We start from the raw sequence: 20,806 nt of genomic DNA, 5'->3' as shown, positions 1-20,806 counted from the left end.
CACATGACTCAGTTACTGCGGGTCCAGAATTTCAACGTGTCGAGCGACGGATTCGGCGCCGGTGAGAACCAGAGCCTGGAACGGCCGTTCGGCGACGCCGATCCCGGGACGATGTTCTCCTGGGCCGGGGCCACCGCGAGCTGGCCGATGCGCACCGACCCCGGCGGCAGCCGCGGCCTGGACGACTACCTCACGCGGGACTACGCCCGCAACATCGGCGCCGAGATCATGGGCCGCGGCAAGTTCGGCCCCCAGCGCGGGCCCTGGGAGAACCTCGACTGGCGCGGCTGGTGGGGCGACAAGCCCCCGTTCCGCACCCCGGTGTTCGTGATGACCCACCACGTGCGCCCTTCGTTCACGCTCTCCGACACCACGTTCCACTTCGTCGACGCCGACCCGGCCACGGTCCTCGAACAGGCGCGGGAGGCGGCGCAGGGCAAGGACGTCCGGCTCGGCGGCGGGGCCACCACCATCCGGGAGTTCCTCGACGCCGACCTCGTCGACACCCTGCATGTGGCGGTCTCGCCGGTGGAGATCGGATCCGGGTCACGGCTGTGGAAGTCGCCCGACGAGCTGCTCGACCGGTTCCACGTGGATGTCGTGCCCAGCGCGAGCGGTGTGACGCACCACCTGTTCTGGCGGAAGTGACACGAGGGTGAGCGCCGCGGACAGCCCTTGGTGTCTGTCCGCGGACGCCGGGCCGTCCGGTCGGTCGTGTCTCCCGGACCGGACGCCCCGCCTCCTGAGCCGCCTCAGTCCGGGAGTACGGGAAGCAGCTCCGGAAGGTGTCCGTCGGACGCCGCCGCAGCCGACACCCGCTCCTGAGGGACCTCTCCGTACAGCGTCGTGCGCGGCTTCGCCGGGCGTCCCGCGAGCTCCGCGATGGCGATCAGGTCCTGGATGGAGCGGTACGAGCCGTAACTCGACCCGGCCATCCGGGAGATGGTCTCCTCCATCAGCGTGCCGCCCAGGTCGTTGGCGCCCGAGCGGAGCATCTCGGCGGCGCCCTCCGTGCCGAGCTTGACCCAGCTGGTCTGGATATTGGTGATGTGCGGGTGCAGGAGCAGCCGGGCCATGGCGGTGACGGCCCGGTTGTCGCGGTCGGTCGGGCCGGGGCGGGCGATGCCCGCCAGGTAGACCGGTGCGTTGGTGTGGATGAACGGCAGCGTCACGAACTCCGTGAAGCCCCCGGTCTCCTGCTGGAGACGGGCCAGCGTCCGCAGGTGGCCGAGCCAGTGGCGCGGCTGGTCGACGTGCCCGTACATCATCGTCGAGGACGAGCGCAGGCCCACCTCGTGGGCGGTCCTGATGACCTCCAGCCAGGTCGCGGTGGGCAGCTTGCCCTTGGTGAGGACCCAGCGGACCTCGTCGTCCAGGATCTCGGCCGCCGTGCCGGGGATCGAGCCGAGCCCGGCCTCCTTCGCCGCGATCAGCCAGTCGCGGATGGACATCCCGGTGCGGGTGGCGCCGTTGACGACCTCCATCGGCGAGAAGGCGTGCACATGCATGCCGGGCACGCGTTCCCGTACCGCCCGCGCGATGTCGAAGTACGCAGTACCCGGCAGGTCCGGGTGGATGCCGCCCTGCATGCAGACCTCGACCGCGCCGACGTCCCACGCCTGCGCGGCCCGGTCCGCGACCTGGTCCAGGGAGAGGGTGTACGCGTCGGCGTCGGTGCGCCGCTGGGCGAAGGCGCAGAACCGGCAGCCGGTGTAGCAGACGTTGGTGAAGTTGATGTTCCTGGTGACGATGTAGGTGACGTCGTCACCGACCACGTCGCGCCGCAGGGCGTCCGCGATTCGGCAGAGTTCGTCGAGCGCCGGGCCGTCCGCGTGGAGCAGGGCGAGCGCCTGCTCGTCGGTGAGCTTCGTCGGGTCGTCGGCCGCCTGGCTCAGCGCCTCGCGCACATCGCCGTCGATCCGGGACGGCACCATGCCGGGCGCGGCGGCCTCGCGCAGCGCCTCCCAGTCCCCGTACACCTCGTCGAAGTCCTCGCGGCGGTCGCCGGTGCGGCCCTCGGTGTCGATGGTGCGGTGCAGGTCGGTGCGGCCGGTGGCGCCGAACTCCTGGTCGGGCTCCTGCCAGGGCAGCCCGGCGGGGATCGCGCCCTCCCTCGCGAGCCCCGTCTCCGGGTCGGCGAGGGCGCGGACGTGCGGGAGGAGCCGGGGGTCGAGCCACGGCTCGCCGCGCCGGACGAACTCCGGGTAGATGGTGAGCCGTTCCCGGAGCGTGAAGCCCGACTCGGCGGTCTTCACGGCGAGTTCGTCGATGTGCGGCCAGGGGCGTTCGGGGTTCACATGGTCGGGCGTGAGCGGCGAGACGCCGCCCCAGTCGTCGATCCCGGCGCCGATGAGCAGCGCGTACTCCGCGTCGACGAGGTTCGGCGGGGCCTGGATGCGGGCCGACGGGCCGAGGATGTGCCGGGCCACGGCGATGGCGGCGGCCAGCTCCTCCAGCTCGGCGTCCGGCATGCCGCGCATCGCGGTGTCCGGCTTGGCGCGGAAGTTCTGGACGATGACTTCCTGGATGCCGTGGTAGGCGCGGGCGGTCTTGCGCAGCTCGAAGAGGGAGTCGGCGCGCTCCTCGTACGACTCCCCGATGCCGATCAGGATGCCGGTGGTGAACGGGACGTTGGACCGCCCCGCGTCCTCCAGCACCCGCAGCCGCACGGCCGGCTCCTTGTCCGGGGACCCGTGGTGCGGGCCGCCGTGCTCGGACCACAGGCGGGTGGCCGTCGTCTCCAGCATCATCCCCATGGACGGCGCGACGGGCTTGAGCCGCTGAAGATCGGTCCAGCTCAGCACGCCCGGGTTGAGGTGCGGCAGCAGCCCGGTCTCCTCCAGCACCCGGATCGCCATGGCGCGTACGTAGGCGAGGGTGTCGTCGTACCCCTCGGCCTCCAGCCACTCCCGCGCCTCGGGCCACCGGTCCTCGGGCCGGTCGCCGAGCGTGAACAGCGCTTCCTTGCACCCCATGGCCGCGCCCTCGCGGGCGATGTCCAGCACCTCGTCGGGCGAGAGGAACATCCCGTGTCCCTCGCGCCGCAGCTTGCCGGGCACGGTGACGAAGGTGCAGTAGTGGCACTTGTCGCGGCAGAGCCGGGTCAGCGGGATGAAGACCTTCCGGGAGTACGTGATCACCCCCGGCCGCCCTGCGGCTTCGAGGCCGGCATCGCGCACCCTGGCGGCCGAAGCGGCCAGGTCGGTCAGGTCGTCGCCCCGCGCCTGGAGCAGAACGGCTGCCTCGGCCACATCGAGAGCGACACCGTCACGGGCCCGCTTGAGGGCACGCCGCATGGAATTGGTGGTCGGACGTCCGCGCTGAGGATCGGTCATGAACCCGAGCATACGAGCGAGGCCCGCGCCCCGGACCAGGGCATCTGGCCCCGGACCTTGGGCGACTCCGGCCGACCCGAGCCGTGCGCGCGTTCCTTCAGTCCGTCGCCGCCCGGGCAAGTGCGCGCACCAGCGGGGTCGCACGGTCCGTGCGCCAGATCAGCCCCCACTGGACGGGCGGGGCATCGTGGAGTGGGAGGTAGACGACGTCGGTCTGCGCGTTGTAACGCCGTCCTTCATCGGGGACGACGCAGACCGCGTCGCCTGCCGCGACGAGGGCAAGGACCTCGTAGAAGGTGGTGACGGCCGAGCCGCGGCGGACGGGGCGTCCGGCCGGAGTGCGGGCCGGCAGGACGGCGGCCTCCCAGTAGGCGGGTATGGGGCCGTTCAGGCGCGGCACGATGTGATCGCCGAGCACCTCCATGCTCACCGACTCCTGCCGGGCGAGCGGGTGGTCCGCGGCCATCATCAGATGGAGGGGTTCCTCGCGCAGCAGCGCCCCGACGGTCAGGTCCGGCTCGCGGACCGGCAGCCAAGTGGTCACCGCGTCGACCTCGCCGGCCCGCAAGGCTCCGAACGGATCGCTGAAGAACACTTCCCGGAACCGGAGTTCGACGGACGGGTGCCGGGCCCGGAAGCGGGTCAGGACCGGGGCCATGTCGTGCATCTGCGCGCCCATGACCCCCAGCGTCAGCGTGCCGGCCGATTGGCGGGCGACGTTGATCACCTCCGCCAGGGCGTCCTGGATGCCCTCGTACGCCGGCCTCAGCCGCTGGAGCAGCAACGCCTCTCCGACGGGGGTCAGCCGCACCTGGCGACTTGTGCGCTCGAAGAGCTGGGCGCCGATGGCGCGTTCCTGCTTCTTGATCGCCTGGCTGACACGGGCCGGGGAAACACGCAGGCGCTCGGCGCTGCGGCCGAAGTGGAGCTCCTCCGCGAGCGTCAGGAAGATCTCTATGTCCCGCAGTTCCACCCTGTCCCCGATACCATTCCGGTCCCCGGAGACGTAAACTTCTGGGTTAACGACCATAACAAAATCAGCCATTGTTCCTGGGCTGCCCCGGTGTGCATGCTGGGGGGGGGCCGGGCCGGGAGGCTTCCCCCGGGTGACACGAGCCGGAGCGAGGCGGCAGGAATCGCCCGCTCAAGTCGGCCGACGGTCCGGAAGGCGCGTACGTCATCGGGCGCGATACCTCGCCGCCCTGTGCTCCGCCCGCCGCGTACGAACCGCCCCCACGGAGAGATTGCCGCGTGACACCTGATCCGAGCACCGTCCACCCCCTGCCCGCCCACGAGCGGGTCGTCTTCCTCAAGCCACTGGTCGACGGGACGAACGTCGTGGCGGGTGACTTCACCTACTACGACGACCCTGGCGGCGCGACCGACTTCGTACAGCGCAACGTGCTGTACGCGTACGGTCCGGAACGGCTGATCATCGGCAAGTACTGCGCGATCGCGACGGGCACCCGGTTCCTGATGGCGGGCGCCGCCCACCCGTCGATGGGGGTGTCCACCTTCCCTTTCACCATGTTCGGCGGGGAGTGGACCGAGCGGACGCTCGACCTCGTCACCGGCATGCCCAGCCGGGGCGACACGGTGGTCGGCAACGACGTGTGGTTCGGATACGGAGCCACCGTGATGCCGGGGGTACGGATCGGCGACGGTGCGGTGATCGCGGCCGGAGCGGTGGTCACCGCCAACGTGCCGCCGTACACCGTCGTGGGCGGCAGTCCGGCCCGGACGATCAGACAGCGCTTCGACGACGGCGACATCGAGCGGCTCGTCCGGGCCGCCTGGTGGGACTGGCCCGTCGAGCTGGTGACCGAGCACGCCCGGACCATCATGGCCGGATCCCCCGAGGACATCGCGCGCATCGCCGCCGCCGAAGGTCTGGAGCAGCAGCAGTGACACCCCGAACCGTCGAGGAGTACGCGGTGTCCGACCGCGAGAGCGGCCCGTACGCGCTCACCACCGGACCGGACGACGCGCTGTGGTTCACCCTGGTACACAGCGGCAGGATCGGCCGGCTGGTCCCGGGACAGGAGCCGACCAGTCATCGACTCGCCCCGGACAGCGGTCCGACGGTCATCTGCAACGGGCCGGACGGCGCCCTGTGGTTCACGCAGTACCGGGGGCACCGGATCGGGCGGATCACGCCCGCCGGCCAGGTGACGGAGTTCGCGCTGCCGACCGCGGAGTGCGGGCCCTTCGGCATCGCGGCGGGGCCGGACGGCGCGCTGTGGTTCACCGAGACCGCCGCCGACCGCGTCGGCCGCATCACCACCGACGGCATGGTCACCGAGTATCCACTGCCCCGCACCGGCGCGTTCCCCTCCGCGATCGCCGCGGCCGGGGACTCGATGTGGTTCACCATGAACCAGGCCAACGCCATCGGCCGGATCGGCATGGACGGCCGCATCACGGTCCACGAGCTGCCCACCGAGGCGGCCGCACCGGTGGGGATCGCCGTGGGCCCGGACGGAAGTATCTGGTTCACCGAGATCGCGGCCGGTCAGATCGGCCGGCTGACACCCGACGGCCGCATCACCGAGTACCCGCTGCCCGACCGTTCCGCCAAGCCGCACGCCGTCACGACCGACGCGGACGGAACGGCCTGGTTCACCGAATGGGGCGCGAACCGGGTCGGCTCGCTCACCTCCGACGGCACGGTCACCGTCCATGACCTGCCGACCCCGGCCTCCGAGCCGCACGGCATCACGGTGGGCCCGGACGGCGCCCTGTGGACGGCCCTGGAGACGGGCGCGCTGGCCCGCATCGACCCGGCCACCACCTGAACCACCCTCACCACCAGAACCCTCACCACCAAGAACACCGAAGAGAGGAACACCCCATGAAATACGCCCTCGTGATCTTCGAGACGGATGCGTCCCGCGCCCTGATCCAGGCCGACCGCGCCGCCTACCGAAAGGCGTACGAGACCTGGATCGGCGAGCTCGCGGCAGCGGGCAAGCTGGCGGGCGGCGACGCCCTCGAAACCGAGCACCAGGGCCCCGTCACCGTGCGCAAGACGGCGGACGGGTCCGCGGCGGTGACCGAGGGGCCCGTGCACAGCGGCGAGGAAACCCTCGGCGGCTGGTTCGTGCTGGAGGTGGCCGACCACGCCGAGGCCATCGAACTGGCCCGCGGCTTCCCCACCCCGGAGGCGCTCGAAATCCGCCCGATCCTCGAATCGGCCTGAGCGGCATGCGGCCCTCGACACCCACGGCACGGACACCCGGCCTACCCGACCAGCACGACATACCGGGCCCGGAGCGCGGTATCCCTTCACAGGAGTTGACTTGAAACCGACATCGGTGAGCTACCGGCCGCTGACCGGCCCCGAGGAGATCGATCTCTTCTGCCGGCTCTCCTACGTCCTCGACCACGAACTGACCGAGGACTTCGCCAACGGCTGCCGCCGCCCCGAGTGGGCATGGGTGGCGCTGGACGGCGACCGCCTCCTCGCCCGGCTCGCCTGGTGGACGACCCCGGGCGGTGACGTCCCGCTGCAGTTCGACTTCTTCGACATCGACGACACGCTGCCCCGGGCCGACCGCGACGAGATCGGCCTGCGGCTGTTCGAGACGGCGACGGCGGCCGTCTTCCCGGCGGGCGCGAAGCTGCCGGAGTACGGCCGCTTCGTCCCGCCCGACTGGCACGAGGACCCCGCGGCCCGCGAAGTGGTCGAATCCCGCACACGCGTGCTGGAGAGCACCGGAGCACGGCTGCTGGTCGAGCGCCTGCGGCTGCAGTGGACCCCGTCGTCCCCGCTCCCGGAGCCCAGGGGACGTCTCGTCTTCCGCCCGGTGGCCGACCGTGAGGACCTCCTCGCCCTGATGACCCCGGTCATGGAGGGCACCCTCGACGCCCACGGCCAGGCGGACCTGGCATCCGGACTGAGCCCGCGCGAAGCGGCGGAACGGCACTACGACGGAGAGTTCGCCGGGTTCAAGAGCCCGCACGAGTGGTGGCGCATCGCCGAACTCCCCGACGGGGGAGGTCCGGTGGGCTTCGTGATCCCGGCCCGCAACAGCTACCACCCGATCATCGCGTACATCGGTGTCCTGCCCGTACACCGCGGCAACGGCTACATCGACGAGATCCTCGCCGAGGGCACCCGCATCCTGGCCGCCGAGGGCGTCGACCGGATCAGGGCGTCGACGGACCTCGGCAACGTCCCCATGGCGAAGTCCTTCGCCCGCGCCGGATACGTCAACTTCGAACGCTCCCTCAACCTGGTCTGGGACTGACCCTGCCGCGGGCCTGACCCGCGATGCGGATCAGGCCCCTGCCCGAAGGCCGTCACGGACTCAGCGGCTGACCGTGGTCTCCCGCTCGATGCCACGACAGCTTCTTGGGATTGCTTGCGCCGTGGAGCCCGGTTATAAGGCCGACGTCGATGCGCATCGCCACGATCGTGGCGATCGCACCGCGATCCACCCCGTCATCGTCGGAAAGGGCAAACGCCCGTTCCCCGAAGGCATCCGCTCCACTTCGTGGACCCCCGCCAGCACCACCACCTTCAGGAGGTCGTCGGTGCGGGTGCTGTGCCCCCGGAGCTCGGGCGGCTCCGGCTGGCCCGAGCCGTCTGCGTACTGGGGGTGAGCTGCGTCAGGCGGCCGAGGAGCGCCCGCCCGCTCCGATCCCACCCGGACCACCGCCTTCGTGCGCGGCAAAGGAGAACGCCGAGGTATCACCGTCCAGATCAATGGTGAGCGAAGCGTCCAATGCCTTAGCCAGGCGCGTCAGGAGAGCCAGGGTCGGAATGGAGTCGCCGCCCTCGATATTGGAGATCTGCGGCTGCGTCATCCCTGCGCGACGGGCAAGCTCGGCCTGCGACAGCCCGAGTTCGGTCCGCCGGTCATAGACAGCCTGCCCCAGCGCGAAGGCATACCCGGCCTCGACATAGGCGGACGACTCCTCGACTCTCTCCCCCAGAAGCTTTCTGGTCTGCCGTGTCTTCCACTGGGAGTGATCCACGACTATGCCTCCTCGCTCCGGTCGTATGTGTGCGCGGCCGCACCATGATCCGCCTCGCACACCTTTTGGGCCAGCTGAGCGCGCTCGACCTCGGCAGTCTCACGTTGTCTGGTCTTCCGGAACACCGTCAGCAGCACGATTCGCTTCTCGGGGGCGAGCCAGTAGGTGATGCGCACCGCGCTGCCATCCATGATGAAACGCAACTCACGTACCTTGCCACCGAGGTGCCTGGAATAGGGCTCGCCCAGAGTTGTGGGCTTCGCCGCGAGCATGTCAGCTGCCCGTTCAGCCTTGTCGTACTGAGCATCGGCAAGCAGCGCCAGCCACTGCCGAACCTCGGGCTCGATCTCGATTCGCCGAGGTAATCCCACGGGAACAACTATACAGAAATTTATATAGGCCGGATTCGAGCCGATTCCTCGCCACGTCGGCCGATGCTCGCGGCGCCGTGGCCAGCTCGGCCCGCACCGCCTTGCCGACCACCCGGGCCGGTCGGGACTGCCCCGTGGCGCCGGCCCGGCTACGCGTCCTTCGGCCGCGCCTGAGGACGATCGGCCGCCGGGCCCTCGGCCCGGATCACGGCCGTACCAGCGTCCAGATCGACGCCCACGCGCGGCGGTGCGCCGTCCAACGTGTCGTCCTTGAGGACCTGCTCCTCCACCCGGTGTTCGATCTGCACGCGCTTGGCCGAGTTCAGGAACGCGTGCAGCTCGTCGGCAACCGAGGCACCGACGCCGAGCCCCTCGCGCGGAGTGCGGCCGGCCAGAACGCGGCCCAGCCAGGCGGGATGGCCCGTGCGAATCACCGTGTAGCGGGCCGAAGCCAGCATGAACGGCACCATCACCAGCACAGCCATCATCAGCAGGCTCGACAGCATCACCATGTCCACCCAACGCCACAGGCGAGGGGGCGAGTTCCCCCTGTTCCGCCCCGTCCGCGTGGCCCGTGTCCACTTCGGCTCTCTCGTCCGCGCTCAAGAACTGGTCGCATCGTTGAGGTAGGGATCGCGAAATTCGGCAAGAAATCGCCGGCCTGCGTCTTCAGCACCTCGGATGAACTGAAGCATGTTCGCGGGCAGCCGGATCACGGTCTCCTGATGAGACGCTCTTCGCGGCGATCACCATGTGCTGGTCAGCGGCTGTTCCCGGCAAGTACCCGGTCCTTCTTCCCCGGACTCGGCACCGCGCTCTGCTGCTACAGCCGACTCGTCCGACTCATTACGGGTGGCAGCCAGAACCGGAATGCGATTGAGTGGCGACTCCAAGTGATCTGTACACACGGGGGGTTGTAGTGAAGGCAGCGGTACGGGGAGCGGCTCTGGCAGCGGTGCTCGCGATGGCACTCACCGCATGCGGGGGCGAGGATTCCGGGGGATCAGCCACGGCCGGCGGGAAGAACGGCGGTTCTGCGGGAGGGCATGAGGACCAACCTGTCGTGCTGTCCCCGGACCAGGTGCAGTCGTCCCTTCCCAGCAACAACAGCCTTCCCAAGGGATGGCACCTGGCCCTGATGGGCAGCACCCCCACCCTGACAGAGGGCGCAGAGGCCACGGAGAACTGCGGGAGCGAGACCGGAACGAGCTGTGCCGGGCTGACGGCTGCGGGCCGCATATCGATCAACGGACCCCAGACCACGGAGGAGTTCAAGGCCGACGCGGATGAACAGTACGTCGCCATCCAGATCTTCTCGTTCGACTCCGCCGAGAACGCGACCGTGGCCATGAAGGCCCTGATGGCCACAGTGCGCAAAGACGCTGAGGGCGACACGCCCACGAAGCCGCTCAAGATCTCAGCCGGCGCGGAAGAGACCGACGCCTTCTTCGAGGAGATCTCCGGCAAATACTCGACCGACGTCAGCATGAGGACCGGCGCCGTCGTCATCAAAATGTCGGGGTACGACCTGAAGAAGACCGACATCGCTGGAGTGGTCGCGAAGCTCCAGGTGGACCGGATCACCAAGGCAGCCCACGGGAAGAACCCCGACGCCTGACGCAGTCCGGCCTCGGGGCCGTGCGTGCGCCTCACAACGCACCGATCCTCTCGCGCGGGGCACGGCCGGTCGCAGTGTTGGCCGCGGCGGGATCGATGGTCAGCCGGTGATGGCCGCGTTCCCGCACCAACCACCGGGCCAGCGTGCGCACCGTATCGGCACCGAGGCACTTCCCGTGGTGCCTCGGCGCGTCGGTTGACGTTCACCGGACCGTGGACAGCTCGGCCCACACCGTCTTGCCCACGTCCCGGTCCTTCACGCCCCACGACGTCGCCAGCCCCCCGACCAGGTGCAGACCGAACCCCGATTCCGCGCCGGGGCGGGAGGGCCTGACCTCCGGCCCCCGCTCGCCCCTCGCGTCCGACACCTCGATACGGAGCGTGCCCGCGAGAGCGACGAGCCGGAGCTCGAAGTCCCGCCCCGGCACCAGCCCGTGCAGCACCGCGTTGGCCGCCAGCTCGGACACGATCACCGCGACGTCCCCGGAGAGCTCGCTCCCATACGGCACGCCCCACGCGTCGAGTTGGTGCACGGCAAGCCGGCGGGCGAGCCGCGCGCCCCGTCGGGTGGCGCTGAAGCGTTGGACGAACTCGGCGCCCACAAGGGTGATTTCGGCGTTCATGTGACTCAGCGTGTCCGGTTGCTCGTACGCTGACCAGCAGTGACACCTCGACGCCGAGTAGTTGTACGGGCACGCCCGGTCGGCTGTACGGAGCGTCGGCCGTGACCGGGCGAGCAGAGAGCGGTGCGGGGCGAATGGCGAACGCGGAACGCGAAGAAAGGCCGGAGCGGCCGGCCGAATCGGATGGAACGGCGCACCTCTTCAAAGCGCTGGGCAAACAGATCAAGGTGCTGCGCGAACGCGCGGGCCTGAGCCAGAAGGACCTGGGCCTCGCGGCCCACTGCGGGGAAGACCTGATCTCGGCGATGGAACGGGGCGTGCGGACGCCGCAGCCGGAGTTCCTGATTCGCGTGGACCCGCTCCTCAGCGCGTGTGGGGTCCTGTGTGCCGCCGTCGACGAGGTACGGGAGGGGAGGCGTTGACGCGGGCGCGCACGCGGCATCCGGACTGGTTCCGGAACTACGCGCGGGTGGAAGCGGAGGCGCTTGCGCTTCACATCTACAGCACGCAGGCCGTGCCGGGCCTGCTGCAGACCGAGGACTACGCGCGCGCAGTCTTCACGCAGCGACGCCCTCTGCTGGACGTGCAGACGATTGAGAAGCGGGTGGCGGACCGCATGGATCGCCAGCAGATCTTCGACCGCTGGCCCGCACCAACATTCAGCTACGTGTTGGAGCAGGTCGTACTGGAGCGCCCGATCGGCGGACAGACCGTTCACAGGCAGCAGCTGCGGAGGCTCTTGGACGTTGGCCGCATGCGAACTGTGGAACTGCAGGTCATGACAACGGACCGTGAGGAACACCCAAGTCTGGATGCGGCGTTCACGCTCCTCACCCCCAAAGGCCGCCAGGAAGTGGCATATACAGAGACGTACGGCCATGCGCGGCTGATTACCGACCCGGAGGAGGTCCGCGTGTTCAGCGAGCGCTATGGGATCATCCGCTCGCGGGCTCTCACACCCACGGAGTCCCTGACGCTGATCGAGAAGATGCTGGGAGAGCGATGAATATCGAGCAACTCCACTGGTTCAAGAGCAGCTACAGCAGCGGCGAGGGTGGCGAGTGCATCGAGGTCGCCTACGACTGGCGCAAGAGCAGCTACAGCAGCGGTGGCGGCGGCGAGTGCGTCGAGGTAGCCACCTGCCCCACCACCGTCCACATCCGCGACTCCAAGAACACCCAGGGCCCCCACCTCGACGTCGCCCCCGGCGCCTGGTCCGCGTTCGTCACGTACGCGCGTCAGGGCTGATCGCCCCAGGTCAGCCCCCGCTCGCCCGGTCGCGCGCCGGGTCGCGACAGTCGCGACCCGGTGCGCCGCGACCCGGGTGACCGCGACGCGGCGGGCCCAGACGTAAAAAGGCTTTCAAAGGCTTTGGGAAGAAGAAACTTTCCCAACCCAACCCCTCCCCGGCGACGTGGAGGAGCCCGTCACTCGCACGGGTGAGGTTCGCCAACTCAGCTGGCTCTCGGGGCTATTGGCTGGCATATGCTCGCCGCGACAACCCCCAGACATGCGTCGGCCCCCGGCTAGGAATGCGACTCCCAAGCCGAGGGCCTGACCACCGAGGAAGTTCGGAGCTTCCTGATGGATACACAGCAGGTTAGCGCGCCCTCGCGCACCCCGTCCCCCGTTCGCGGAGGCACCACGCCCGCGTCCGGCGTCGTACACATCAACGCCCGGCACACCAGCCGCTTCACCGTCATCGGCAACCACCTCGCCCAGCACCGCGAGCTCTCCCTGCTCGCGATCGGGCTCTCCACGTACATCCAGTCGCTTCCCGCCGGGGCGCGGATCGGCATCAAGAGGCTCGCCGAGCGGTTTCCCGAGAGCGAGGCCCGCATCGCCGCCGCGCTGCGCGAGCTGGAGGCCCACGGCTACCTGAGCCGCACCCGCGAGCGCCTGCCCAACGGGCGTGTGGTCACGCGCACCTGCTCGTACAACCAGCCGACCGGCACCACACACCGGCACCCGACCCCGGCCCCGAAGCCACTCCCCCAGGCACCCGCACCCGTGGCCGCCACACCCCCGCCGATGCCCACGCCCACACCCGCACCCGCGCCCCCGCCGCTCCCCCAGCCCCGCAACCCGCTCCCTCAGTACCTCCGCGCCGCCACCGCGCTGCTCACCGATCTTCACCGGCACGCGGCCGAGATCTCCCTCACCGAGAAGGACGTCGTCCTCCTCGCCCCCGCCGCCGCCACCTGGTTCGAGCGCGGAGCCACAGCCGCCGTCCTCCGCAAGGCCCTCACCGACGACCTTCCTCAGCCCCTCAAGCGCCCTGCCAAACTCCTCCGGTACCGCCTCACCGCTCTCCTCCCGCCCCCGCCGACCCCGGAGCACCCCACCGCCCTGTTCCAGAACTGCGACCGCTGCGACCGGGCCTTCCGCTCACCCACCCCGGGCGACTGCCGCGACTGCCGCGAAGAAAGGGCCGACGATCCGCATGCCCAGTTCCCTATCCTGAGCGGATGATCACTGCTCCTGAACTCGTCATATTCGACTGCGACGGCGTTCTCGTCGACAGCGAACGGATCGCCGTACGCATCCAGGTCCAGGTGGGCGCCGAGCTGGGGTGGCCGCTGACGGCGGAGGAGGTCGTCGAGAAGTTCGTGGGGCGGTCGAACAAGTCCATCGGCGAGCTGGTCGACGCCCGGCTGCCCGGCGCTTCCGCCGCCTGGCAGAAGCGCTTCGAGGACCTCCACCGCGATGCCGTCGAGACCGAACTCGTCGCGGTCGAGGGCATCCACGAAGCGCTGGCCGCCCTCACGCTCCCCACTTGCGTGGCGTCCAGCGGCAGCCACGAGAAGATGCGCCACACCCTGGGCCACACCGGGCTCTACGCGCACTTCGAGGGACGCATCTTCAGCGCCACCGAGGTCGCACGCGGAAAGCCCGCCCCCGATCTCTTTCTGCATGCGGCCCGGCGGATGGGTGTCGAACCCGCCGCCTGCGTGGTCGTCGAGGACAGCAAGTACGGCGTGCAGGCCGCCCGTTCAGCCGGGATGCGGGCATTCGGCTTCGCGGGCGGACTGACTCCGGCGCACTGGCTGGAAGGTCCGGGCACCGTGGTCTTCGACGACATGCGCAAGCTGCCGTCGCTGCTGTCCGGGAGCTGATGGCTCGCGGGGCTTCAGGCCGTCACCACTCGCCGCGGCCGATCACCCGGAAGCTGCCCGCGACGCCGTTGTTGATGAACCCGCCGCCTTGGACGTCGGGGGTCACAACACCGTAGGTGCTGCCGTAGGGGCCGACCGTGGCGACCGGAGCACCGCCGTCACAGGCGAACCCCCGAAAGACCTCGACCGCGTGCCGGCTGTTGTTGGTAATGCTGAAGCTGCTCGATCCCAGCCCGCTGGCCGCGGGAACGCAGCCCCCCGGATAGGCGGAGTACTCCCGTTCGTTGAAGTAGATCCGCTCCTCCCCCTTCCGGTCGTAGCCGCGGTCGCGCCCGCCACGGCCACCACCCTCGTCGCCGTACCCGCCACGGCCGCCGCCCTCGTCGCCGCGACCGCCGCGGTCGGAGCCCTCGTCGTCGCGACCGCCGCGGTCGGAGCCGTCGCGGTCGCCGCCCTGGTCTCCCTGGTCCGCCTTGTCCCCCTCGTCCGCCTTGCCCTCCGTTCCGCTTCCGCTGTCGCTTTCGCTGCCGAGGGGGGCCGGTGCGGGGGCTGCCTGCCGGGCGGGCGGGGCGGCCTGGTGAACGGGCTGCTCGGCCCGCGCGGCGGCCGGTTCGGCCTGGGTGGATCCGTCAGTCGCATAGGTGATACCGGTGGCAAGGGCCGCTGCGCCGACTACAGCGGCCGCCACGGCGAAGGTACGCGAAGGCATGTCACTTCTCTCCGTCTCAGAGACGTCGGCCGGACGGCCAACCTGCGGCGAACGTACCGACGGGCCCCATACCTGTCATTTCGGGCAAGCCCAGGGCGTGACACCGCAGGACCGGTCGGGTACAAAGAAGGCATTCCGTGCATATCCATACCGATGCCGCTGCCCGGGATCTCAGCGTTCCGGACCCGGGCCGGGCGTCAGCAGTTGCGGACCGACCAGACGGGGCTCCAGCGCACGCACGGAGCCCCGGGCCACTGCGGCGCGACCGGCCGCAGTGGCCCGGGGCTTCCGGCCACCCCGGAATCCGCACGGCGGGACCCGGTCGGCCGGGTCCCGCCGCGTGAGACCTACCGAGGGCCTCTGCTCAGGAGCGAGCCGGCTACTCCACGAAATGCCAAGTGATGTCGATCGTCCCCTGGTCGAGGGATCCGAGCGCCTCGTACGCGGCACGCGTCAGATCGAGGCCGTGCGCGTCGGAAGTGGTCGGGCTCGCGTCAAGGACCGTCGCGGTTATGGACTTTCCGTTGTGCGTGACCACGACCTTCCTCCCGCACTGAGGAGACTTGGACGGTCCGTCTCCGAACATGCGGTAGTCGAGCGCGACAACGAAATCGCTGTCCGTGAAGACCTCGCCGCACGCCCCCGGCACCCCGCCCGAGCTGAAGTGACTCGCTGCTCCGCTGTAGCTCTGCGACGGCTGTTCCGGTGACTTGCCCTGTTCCGGGGGCGGTGTCGTCGTCTGGTCCGGCTCCGGTGGCGGTGCCGTTGTCCTGCTCTGCTCCGGGGGCGCCGTCGTGGTGCTGCCCGGCTCCGGAGGTGCCGTTGTGCTGCCCCGCTCGGGGGCGAGAGTGGAGCTCGGCGACTCGGTCAGTGTGGAGCCGGGTTCCGGTTGCCCTGAAGTGCTCGTTGCCGGGACGGGGGTGTCGGCGTCCTCCGAGGCGGAGGCGGTGGCGACGATCACGGCGGCGGAGCCGACGGCCAGTAATGCGGCCGCGGCGATTTTGGCGATCTTGGCTCTCAACGTGCCCTCTCTGAATGTCACATTCCGGACGGCGCGTATGCGAGGCAGCCATGGCGGGGGATGCCATGGAGTTTCCTCGCGACCACGCCACTGCGATCGTCGGCGCGCGTGGGCCGACGATCGCAGCGGCCCCATGATGACCAATCCCGCTGATGCTCCACTGACGTCCGGCATTGCCCACTGACGTCCGGTGTCGCCCGCTGACGTCCGCTGACGTTCGGGCGCGGGCTACTTGCCCAGCACGGCCTTCATCACGCTCTTCGCGATCGGCGCGCCCAGCCGGCCACCGGAGATGTCGGACCGGGAGATGTCCATGGCCGTCGGGTCGATGAACACCGCGACCGCCACCGACTTGTCGCCGGACTTGCCGTACGAGACGAACCAGCCGTACGGCACCTTGTCGTTCACATTGACACCGCGCTGCGCCGTGCCGGTCTTGCCGCCGACCGTGACGCCGTCGATCAGGGCGCGCTTGGCGCTGCCCTCCTTGGCCGTGAACTCCATCATTTCCTGGACCTTCTTGGCCGTCTCCTCGGACACGGCCTGGCTCATGAGCTTCGGCTCGTTCTTCTCCAGGACCGACAGGTCGGGGCCGCGCAGCTCGTCGACGATGTACGGCTGCATCAGCTTGCCGTCGTTGGCGAGGGCGGCCGTCACCATCGCCATCTGCATCGGGGTGCTGGTGAGACTGCCCTGCCCCATGCCCGTCAGCGCGGTCCCGGGCTTGTCCAGTTCGCTCGGGTAGAGGCTCTTGGTGGCGAGCATGTCGCCGAACTCCTCGGAGTAGACATCGGCGTTGAAGCCGAACTTCTCCGCGGTCTCCCGCATCTTCTCGGCGCCGACCTTGGACGCCGCGTCGAGGAAGACGTTGTTGCAGGAGTACTGCATCGCGGTCTTCATGGACGCCTTGTTGCACACCGCGTCACCGGCCTCGCTGCCGATCCTGTTCGTGGAGAGCGGCAGTGGGTACGGGGAGACGGCATCGGACCGCGCGTCGACATCGGTGACGACGCCGTTCTCCAGGGCCGCGGCCGCCGTGAGGATCTTGAACGTCGAGCCGGGCGGGAAGGTCTCCCGCAGCGGACGGTTGGCCAGTGGCTTGCTCTTGGCGTTGACGAGCGACTGGAACTTGTCGCCCTCCTTGAAGGAGTTCCCGGCGAAGACCGACGGATCGTACGAGGGCGTGGACACGAGGGCCAGGACCTTCCCCGTCTCCGGCTCCAGCGCGACGACCGCGCCCCGCGCGCCGAGGTCGGTCAGCCCCTTGTAGCCGGCCTTCTGCGCCTTCGGGTCGATCGTGGTGATCACATCACCGCCGCGCCGCTGCTCGCCGGTGATGATGTCCTTGGCGTGCCGGAACGCGAACCGGTCGTCCTGGCCGCTGAGGATGCTGTCGTACGTCTTCTCCAGGAGGGACATGCCCTGCGACTGGGAGGCGTATCCGGTGACCGGGGCGTACATCGGGCCCTGCTTGAAGGTCCGCTTGTACTTGAAGTCCGTTCCTTCGACGGCCTTGGAACCGGTGATCGCGTCGCTGCCGACGATGATGTCGCCGCGCGGGGTGGCGAACTGGGCGATCTTCACCCGGCGGTTCTTCTCATGAGTGGCCAGGGGCTCGCTCTGGAAGTACTGGAGCCAGTTGGCCCGCAGCAGCAGCGCCAACACCAGCAGCCCGCAGAATATAGCTATGCGCCGCAACGGCCTGTTCATCCTGATCCACTCCCGTACTCACAAAAACGATTCGACGCCCAGTTGCCGGTCGCTCCAACTCATAAAGATGCCGATTCCGGGCGAATGGTTGCACCCGCAACCATCCGCGCCGTGATCGTGGTCGGGGCCGTGCCGGCGGGCGCGGTGGTCGTTCAGAGGTACTGGGCGTAGCCGTCGAGCGTCCGCAGCACTTCCGGCTCGCCCGCCGGGGGCAATTGCAGGACGATCTCCTCGATGCCCAGGTCCGCGTAGTGCGCCAGCTTGCCTGCGCTCGGAAGCACCGCGTACGGGACGATCCGGAGGTGTTTCCGGTCGCGGCCCGCCGCGTCCCAGGCCACGCGGAGCTTCGGGACGGACTCGGTCAGGCCCCGGCCGCCGATGGGGAGCCAGCCGTCGGCGTACTCGGCGATGTGGGCGAACAGCTTCGGGCCCGCCGCGCCGCCGATCAGGGTGCGGGGGCCGTTCACCGGACCGCGCGGCTCCTGGACCGGCTTCGGGTACGCGTGGCTGGCCCGGACCGAGCCGAACTCGCCGCCGTACGCGGTCGGTTCGTCCGCCCACAGGGCGCGCATCTGGGCCATCCGGTCGCGGACCAGATCGCGGCGGACCGGCCAGTCGACGCCGTGGTCGGCGGCCTCCTCTACGTTCCAGCCGTAGCCGACGCCCAGCGTGAACCGGCCGCCGGAGAGGTGGTCGAGGGTGGCGATCTGCTTGGCCAGGTCGATCGGGTCGTGCTGGGCGACCAGTGTGATGCCGGTGCCCAGGGTCAGGCGTTCGGTGACGGCGGCGGCCTGGGCGAGGGCGACGAAGGGGTCGAGGGTGCGGCCGTACTCGGGCGGGAGTTCGCCGCCCGCCGGGTAGGGGGTGTCCCTGCTCACCGGGATGTGGGTGTGCTCGGGCAGGTAGAGCCCGCCGAAGCCGCGCTGTTCGAGTTCGCGGGCGAGCCGCATCGGCGTGATCGTCTCATCGGTGAGGAAGATCGTTGTGGCGATCCGCATAGGAGGACACCTCCGTCGTGATCCGGTGAGGGACGAGAACCCAACGTATGTCGTGCGGTACGGAAAGCCGAGCACGCGGGAGCCCGGGGATCGGGGAATCGAGGAGTCGGGGAATCGGGGAGTCGCGGCGTCGAGGGGGCGGCCCGTTCAGGTATCGCGGCGTTCTTCCGTAGTTCACCGCCGGCCGCCAGGGTTTCGGGTGCGCGTCATTCCTCGCCACCCACGACACCCGGGGAGCCCTCACATGTCCGGATCGCACTCCGCTCACGACCGGCCGATGGCCAGGCGCGGCCTTCTCGTCGGGACCGCCGCCACCGCTCTAACGTTGGGCACTGTGAGCTTCGCCGACGCCACCACCTCGAACGACGGCAACGAGGGCAACGACGGGACGGACCGGACCAGGACCGTGCGCGGCACCTTGCCGACCGGGTCGCCGGACTTCGTGTACCTGCCGGTCGAAGTACCGCGCGGAGTAAGGGAGATCGCCGTCTCGTACGCGTACGAGAAGACTCCCGTACCGGCCGGGACGCAGGGCAACGCCCTCGACATCGGCATCTTCGACGAACGCGGCACCGGCCTCGGCGGGCGCGGGTTCCGGGGATGGTCCGGCGGGGCGCGCGGCAGCTTCTTCATCCGGGCGGACGAGGCGACGCCCGGCTACATCGCGGGGCCGGTGCGGGCCGGTACGTGGAACATCGCGCTCGGCCCCTACACCGTGGCGCCCGAGGGGCTGCCGTACGAGGTGACGGTCACGCTGCGGTTCGGGCCCGCCGGGTCGACGCCGGAGCCGGTGTATCCGCCGGAGCGCGCGAAGGGGCGCGGGCGGGCCTGGTACCGCGGTGACTGCCACCTGCACTCCGTGCACTCGGACGGCAGGCGCACCCCCGCCGAGATCGCCGCCGCCGCACGCGCGGCCGGGCTCGACTTCATCAACAGCAGCGAGCACAACACGTACTCCGCGCACGGGGCGTGGGGCGGGCTGTGGGGCGACGACCTGCTCGTCCTCACCGGCGAGGAGATCACCACCCGCAACGGGCACGTGCTCGCGGTGGCCACCGACCCGGGCACGTTCGTGGACTGGCGCTACCGGGCCCGCGACAACCGGTTCGGGCACTACGCGAAGGCCGTGCGCCGGGCCGGCGGCCTGGTCGTGCCCGCCCACCCGCACGCCACCTGCATCGGCTGCCACTGGAAGTTCGGCTTCGGCGAGGCGGACGCGGTGGAGGTGTGGAACGGGGCGTACTCCCCGGAGGACGAGATCGCCCTCGCCGAGTGGGACAACTCCCTGGTGGCCGCCGTCCGTTGGTCGAAGCCCTGGGTGGCGGCGATGGGCAACAGCGATGCCCACCGGGAGCCGGACGTGGTGGGGCTGCCGCAGACCGTCGTGCTGGCCGACGAGCTGTCGCGCGAGGCGATCGTGGCGGGCATCCGGGCCGGGCACTCGTACATCGCGGAGTCGTCCGCCGTCACGCTCTCCTTCGGTGTCTCGGGCGGACGCGGGCAGCACGCGGGGATCGGGGAGCGGCTGCGGGTGGACGGGGACGACACCCCGGTCACCGTGCGGCTGGAGGTGACCGGGGCGCCCGGCTGCACCGCGCACATCGTCACCGACCAGGGCACGCTGTTCACGGCCGCACTGCCCGAGTCGGGCACCGGGATGGTCCAGTGGCGCACGACTCCGGCCTACGCCGCCTACGTACGGGCCGAGGTCCGGCATCCGGCGACGGTGCCGGGGCTGCCGGGAGCCCTGGCCGCACTCACCAATCCGGTGTTCCTGGAGGGACGCTGAGCATATCGTTAGTGGGACTAACGCAATGGGTAGGATGGGTGGCATGACCGGAGCCGAAGCCGCAGACATGCCCGCCGACGGTGCGTCCAGGACGCCCGACAGACTGCGCCTGCGGGCGAGCCGGCTGCTGTCGCAGCTGTCCACGCGGTCGGACCGGCTGATCACCGAGGGGCTGGCCGGGGCCGACGCCCGCAAGTGGCATTACGCGGTGCTCGCCTCGTTGCAGGACCACGGACCGGCAAGCCAGGCGACGCTGAGTCGGCGCACCGGTATCTACCGCAGCGACATGGTCGGCGTGCTCAACGAACTGACCGGGCGCCACCTCGTCGAACGGGCGCCGGACCCAGCCGACCAGCGCCGCAACATCATCACGGTCTCCCCGGAGGGGCGCCGTCAACTGCGCCGCCTCGACAAGGTCCTGGACGACCTCCACGACGAACTGCTCGCACCGCTGGACCCGGCCGAACGCGACCAGTTCGTGCGGCTGCTGACCCGCCTGCTGGACCACCACAGCCGGACCCCTGACCCGTGAGGCCG

The 20,806-nt window shown here is 70.0% G+C and carries 21 protein-coding genes and 2 pseudogenes; 12 read left to right on the top strand and 11 right to left on the bottom strand.

The genetic code is table 11. The annotated features are described in order from the left end of the window. Positions 1 to 3 precede the first annotated feature (3 nt). A complete protein-coding gene (locus tag OHA19_RS23385; protein ID WP_405713658.1) occupies positions 4 to 648 on the top strand; it encodes a dihydrofolate reductase family protein in 645 nt (214 codons plus the stop codon). 104 nt (positions 649 to 752) lie between these two features. On the opposite strand, the gene OHA19_RS23380 is transcribed toward OHA19_RS23385, so the two are convergent. Beyond that, positions 753 to 3,335 carry a bifunctional FO biosynthesis protein CofGH gene (locus OHA19_RS23380; RefSeq protein WP_405713660.1) on the bottom strand — a complete coding sequence of 861 codons (2,583 nt, stop codon included), beginning with the start codon at positions 3,333 to 3,335 and terminating at the stop codon, positions 753 to 755. 97 nt (positions 3,336 to 3,432) lie between these two features. Then, on the bottom strand, positions 3,433 to 4,308 hold the full coding sequence (locus OHA19_RS23375) for a LysR family transcriptional regulator (RefSeq protein ID WP_405713662.1): 876 nt from the start codon (positions 4,306 to 4,308) through the stop codon (positions 3,433 to 3,435). A 278-nt stretch (positions 4,309 to 4,586) separates the two neighbouring features. Between OHA19_RS23375 and OHA19_RS23370 the strand changes: the two genes are divergently transcribed. The 4 genes from OHA19_RS23370 to OHA19_RS23355 all read left to right on the top strand — a co-directional run bounded on the left by OHA19_RS23370 (position 4,587) and on the right by OHA19_RS23355 (position 7,585). Next, on the top strand, positions 4,587 to 5,243 hold the full coding sequence (locus OHA19_RS23370; RefSeq protein WP_405713664.1) for a CatB-related O-acetyltransferase: 657 nt from the start codon (positions 4,587 to 4,589) through the stop codon (positions 5,241 to 5,243). Beyond that, a complete protein-coding gene (locus OHA19_RS23365; protein WP_405713666.1) occupies positions 5,240 to 6,130 on the top strand; it encodes a virginiamycin B lyase in 891 nt (296 codons plus the stop codon). Before OHA19_RS23370 ends, OHA19_RS23365 begins: the two co-directional genes overlap by 4 nt. Positions 6,131 to 6,186: 56 nt before the next feature. Then, entirely contained in the window at positions 6,187 to 6,534 is a 348-nt protein-coding gene (locus tag OHA19_RS23360; RefSeq protein WP_405713668.1) for a YciI family protein, read from the top strand. 115 nt (positions 6,535 to 6,649) lie between these two features. After that, positions 6,650 to 7,585 carry a GNAT family N-acetyltransferase gene (locus OHA19_RS23355; RefSeq protein ID WP_405721571.1) on the top strand — a complete coding sequence of 312 codons (936 nt, stop codon included), beginning with the start codon at positions 6,650 to 6,652 and terminating at the stop codon, positions 7,583 to 7,585. A 361-nt stretch (positions 7,586 to 7,946) separates the two neighbouring features. Here the strand turns inward: OHA19_RS23355 and OHA19_RS23350 are convergent, their stop codons facing one another. From OHA19_RS23350 to OHA19_RS23340, 3 genes are all read right to left on the bottom strand, one after another. Further along, positions 7,947 to 8,315: a helix-turn-helix domain-containing protein gene (locus OHA19_RS23350; protein ID WP_405713670.1), complete on the bottom strand. Its 369-nt coding sequence runs from the start codon at positions 8,313 to 8,315 to the stop codon at positions 7,947 to 7,949. A gap of 2 nt (positions 8,316 to 8,317) precedes the next feature. Then, entirely contained in the window at positions 8,318 to 8,686 is a 369-nt protein-coding gene (locus tag OHA19_RS23345; RefSeq protein WP_405713672.1) for a type II toxin-antitoxin system RelE/ParE family toxin, read from the bottom strand. Between the two features lie 149 nt (positions 8,687 to 8,835). Next, positions 8,836 to 9,198 carry a DUF6191 domain-containing protein gene (locus OHA19_RS23340; protein ID WP_405713674.1) on the bottom strand — a complete coding sequence of 121 codons (363 nt, stop codon included), beginning with the start codon at positions 9,196 to 9,198 and terminating at the stop codon, positions 8,836 to 8,838. Positions 9,199 to 9,749: 551 nt separating this feature from the next. Here OHA19_RS23340 and OHA19_RS23335 point away from each other — a divergent pair. After that, complete coding sequence (locus OHA19_RS23335; protein ID WP_405713676.1) at positions 9,750 to 10,304, top strand: hypothetical protein; 555 nt, start codon at positions 9,750 to 9,752, stop codon at positions 10,302 to 10,304. Between the two features lie 49 nt (positions 10,305 to 10,353). On the opposite strand, the pseudogene OHA19_RS23330 reads toward OHA19_RS23335, so the two are convergent. Both OHA19_RS23330 and OHA19_RS23325 read right to left on the bottom strand, forming a co-directional pair. After that, positions 10,354 to 10,488, bottom strand: a pseudogene (locus tag OHA19_RS23330) (aminoglycoside 6'-N-acetyltransferase); the annotation flags it as partial. An 18-nt stretch (positions 10,489 to 10,506) separates the two neighbouring features. Continuing rightward, positions 10,507 to 10,926 (bottom strand): ATP-binding protein, encoded by a 420-nt coding sequence (locus OHA19_RS23325; protein ID WP_405713678.1) that lies wholly within the window; start codon positions 10,924 to 10,926, stop codon positions 10,507 to 10,509. A gap of 134 nt (positions 10,927 to 11,060) precedes the next feature. Between OHA19_RS23325 and OHA19_RS23320 the strand changes: the two are divergent. The 4 genes and pseudogenes from OHA19_RS23320 to OHA19_RS23305 all read left to right on the top strand — a co-directional run bounded on the left by OHA19_RS23320 (position 11,061) and on the right by OHA19_RS23305 (position 14,042). Next, a pseudogene (locus OHA19_RS23320) lies at positions 11,061 to 11,932 on the top strand (helix-turn-helix domain-containing protein). After that, on the top strand, positions 11,929 to 12,174 hold the full coding sequence (locus OHA19_RS23315) for a DUF397 domain-containing protein (RefSeq protein ID WP_405713680.1): 246 nt from the start codon (positions 11,929 to 11,931) through the stop codon (positions 12,172 to 12,174). The pseudogene OHA19_RS23320 and the gene OHA19_RS23315 overlap by 4 nt, the downstream one beginning before the upstream one ends. Before the next feature lie 336 nt (positions 12,175 to 12,510). Further along, entirely contained in the window at positions 12,511 to 13,398 is an 888-nt protein-coding gene (locus tag OHA19_RS23310) for a helix-turn-helix domain-containing protein (RefSeq protein ID WP_405713681.1), read from the top strand. Then, on the top strand, positions 13,395 to 14,042 hold the full coding sequence (locus tag OHA19_RS23305) for an HAD family hydrolase (RefSeq protein WP_405713683.1): 648 nt from the start codon (positions 13,395 to 13,397) through the stop codon (positions 14,040 to 14,042). Before OHA19_RS23310 ends, OHA19_RS23305 begins: the two co-directional genes overlap by 4 nt. 22 nt (positions 14,043 to 14,064) lie before the next feature. Here OHA19_RS23305 and OHA19_RS23300 read toward each other — a convergent pair whose 3' ends face one another. From OHA19_RS23300 to OHA19_RS23285, 4 genes are all read right to left on the bottom strand, one after another. Beyond that, positions 14,065 to 14,751, bottom strand: coding sequence for a hypothetical protein (locus tag OHA19_RS23300; RefSeq protein WP_405713685.1), 687 nt, complete (start codon positions 14,749 to 14,751; stop codon positions 14,065 to 14,067). 379 nt (positions 14,752 to 15,130) lie between these two features. Next, positions 15,131 to 15,772: a hypothetical protein gene (locus OHA19_RS23295; RefSeq protein WP_405713687.1), complete on the bottom strand. Its 642-nt coding sequence runs from the start codon at positions 15,770 to 15,772 to the stop codon at positions 15,131 to 15,133. Between the two features lie 228 nt (positions 15,773 to 16,000). Next, complete coding sequence (locus OHA19_RS23290) at positions 16,001 to 17,482, bottom strand: peptidoglycan D,D-transpeptidase FtsI family protein (RefSeq protein WP_405713688.1); 1,482 nt, start codon at positions 17,480 to 17,482, stop codon at positions 16,001 to 16,003. Positions 17,483 to 17,634: 152 nt separating this feature from the next. After that, positions 17,635 to 18,480 carry an LLM class F420-dependent oxidoreductase gene (locus OHA19_RS23285; protein ID WP_405713690.1) on the bottom strand — a complete coding sequence of 282 codons (846 nt, stop codon included), beginning with the start codon at positions 18,478 to 18,480 and terminating at the stop codon, positions 17,635 to 17,637. 277 nt (positions 18,481 to 18,757) lie between these two features. Here OHA19_RS23285 and OHA19_RS23280 point away from each other — a divergent pair, with 277 nt between their 5' ends. Both OHA19_RS23280 and OHA19_RS23275 read left to right on the top strand, forming a co-directional pair. Next, positions 18,758 to 20,269, top strand: a complete 1,512-nt coding sequence (locus OHA19_RS23280) for a CehA/McbA family metallohydrolase (protein ID WP_405721574.1) — start codon at positions 18,758 to 18,760, stop codon at positions 20,267 to 20,269. A gap of 43 nt (positions 20,270 to 20,312) precedes the next feature. Further along, positions 20,313 to 20,801 carry a MarR family winged helix-turn-helix transcriptional regulator gene (locus OHA19_RS23275; protein ID WP_405713692.1) on the top strand — a complete coding sequence of 163 codons (489 nt, stop codon included), beginning with the start codon at positions 20,313 to 20,315 and terminating at the stop codon, positions 20,799 to 20,801. The last annotated feature ends 5 nt before the right edge of the window (positions 20,802 to 20,806 follow it).

The sequence above is a fragment of the Streptomyces sp. NBC_00012 genome (genome assembly GCF_045040875.1).
Classification (GTDB): Bacteria; Actinomycetota; Actinomycetes; order Streptomycetales; family Streptomycetaceae; genus Streptomyces.
The sequence above is the reverse complement of the archived record's forward strand: the minus strand, read 5'-3'. Positions and strand labels throughout refer to the sequence as shown.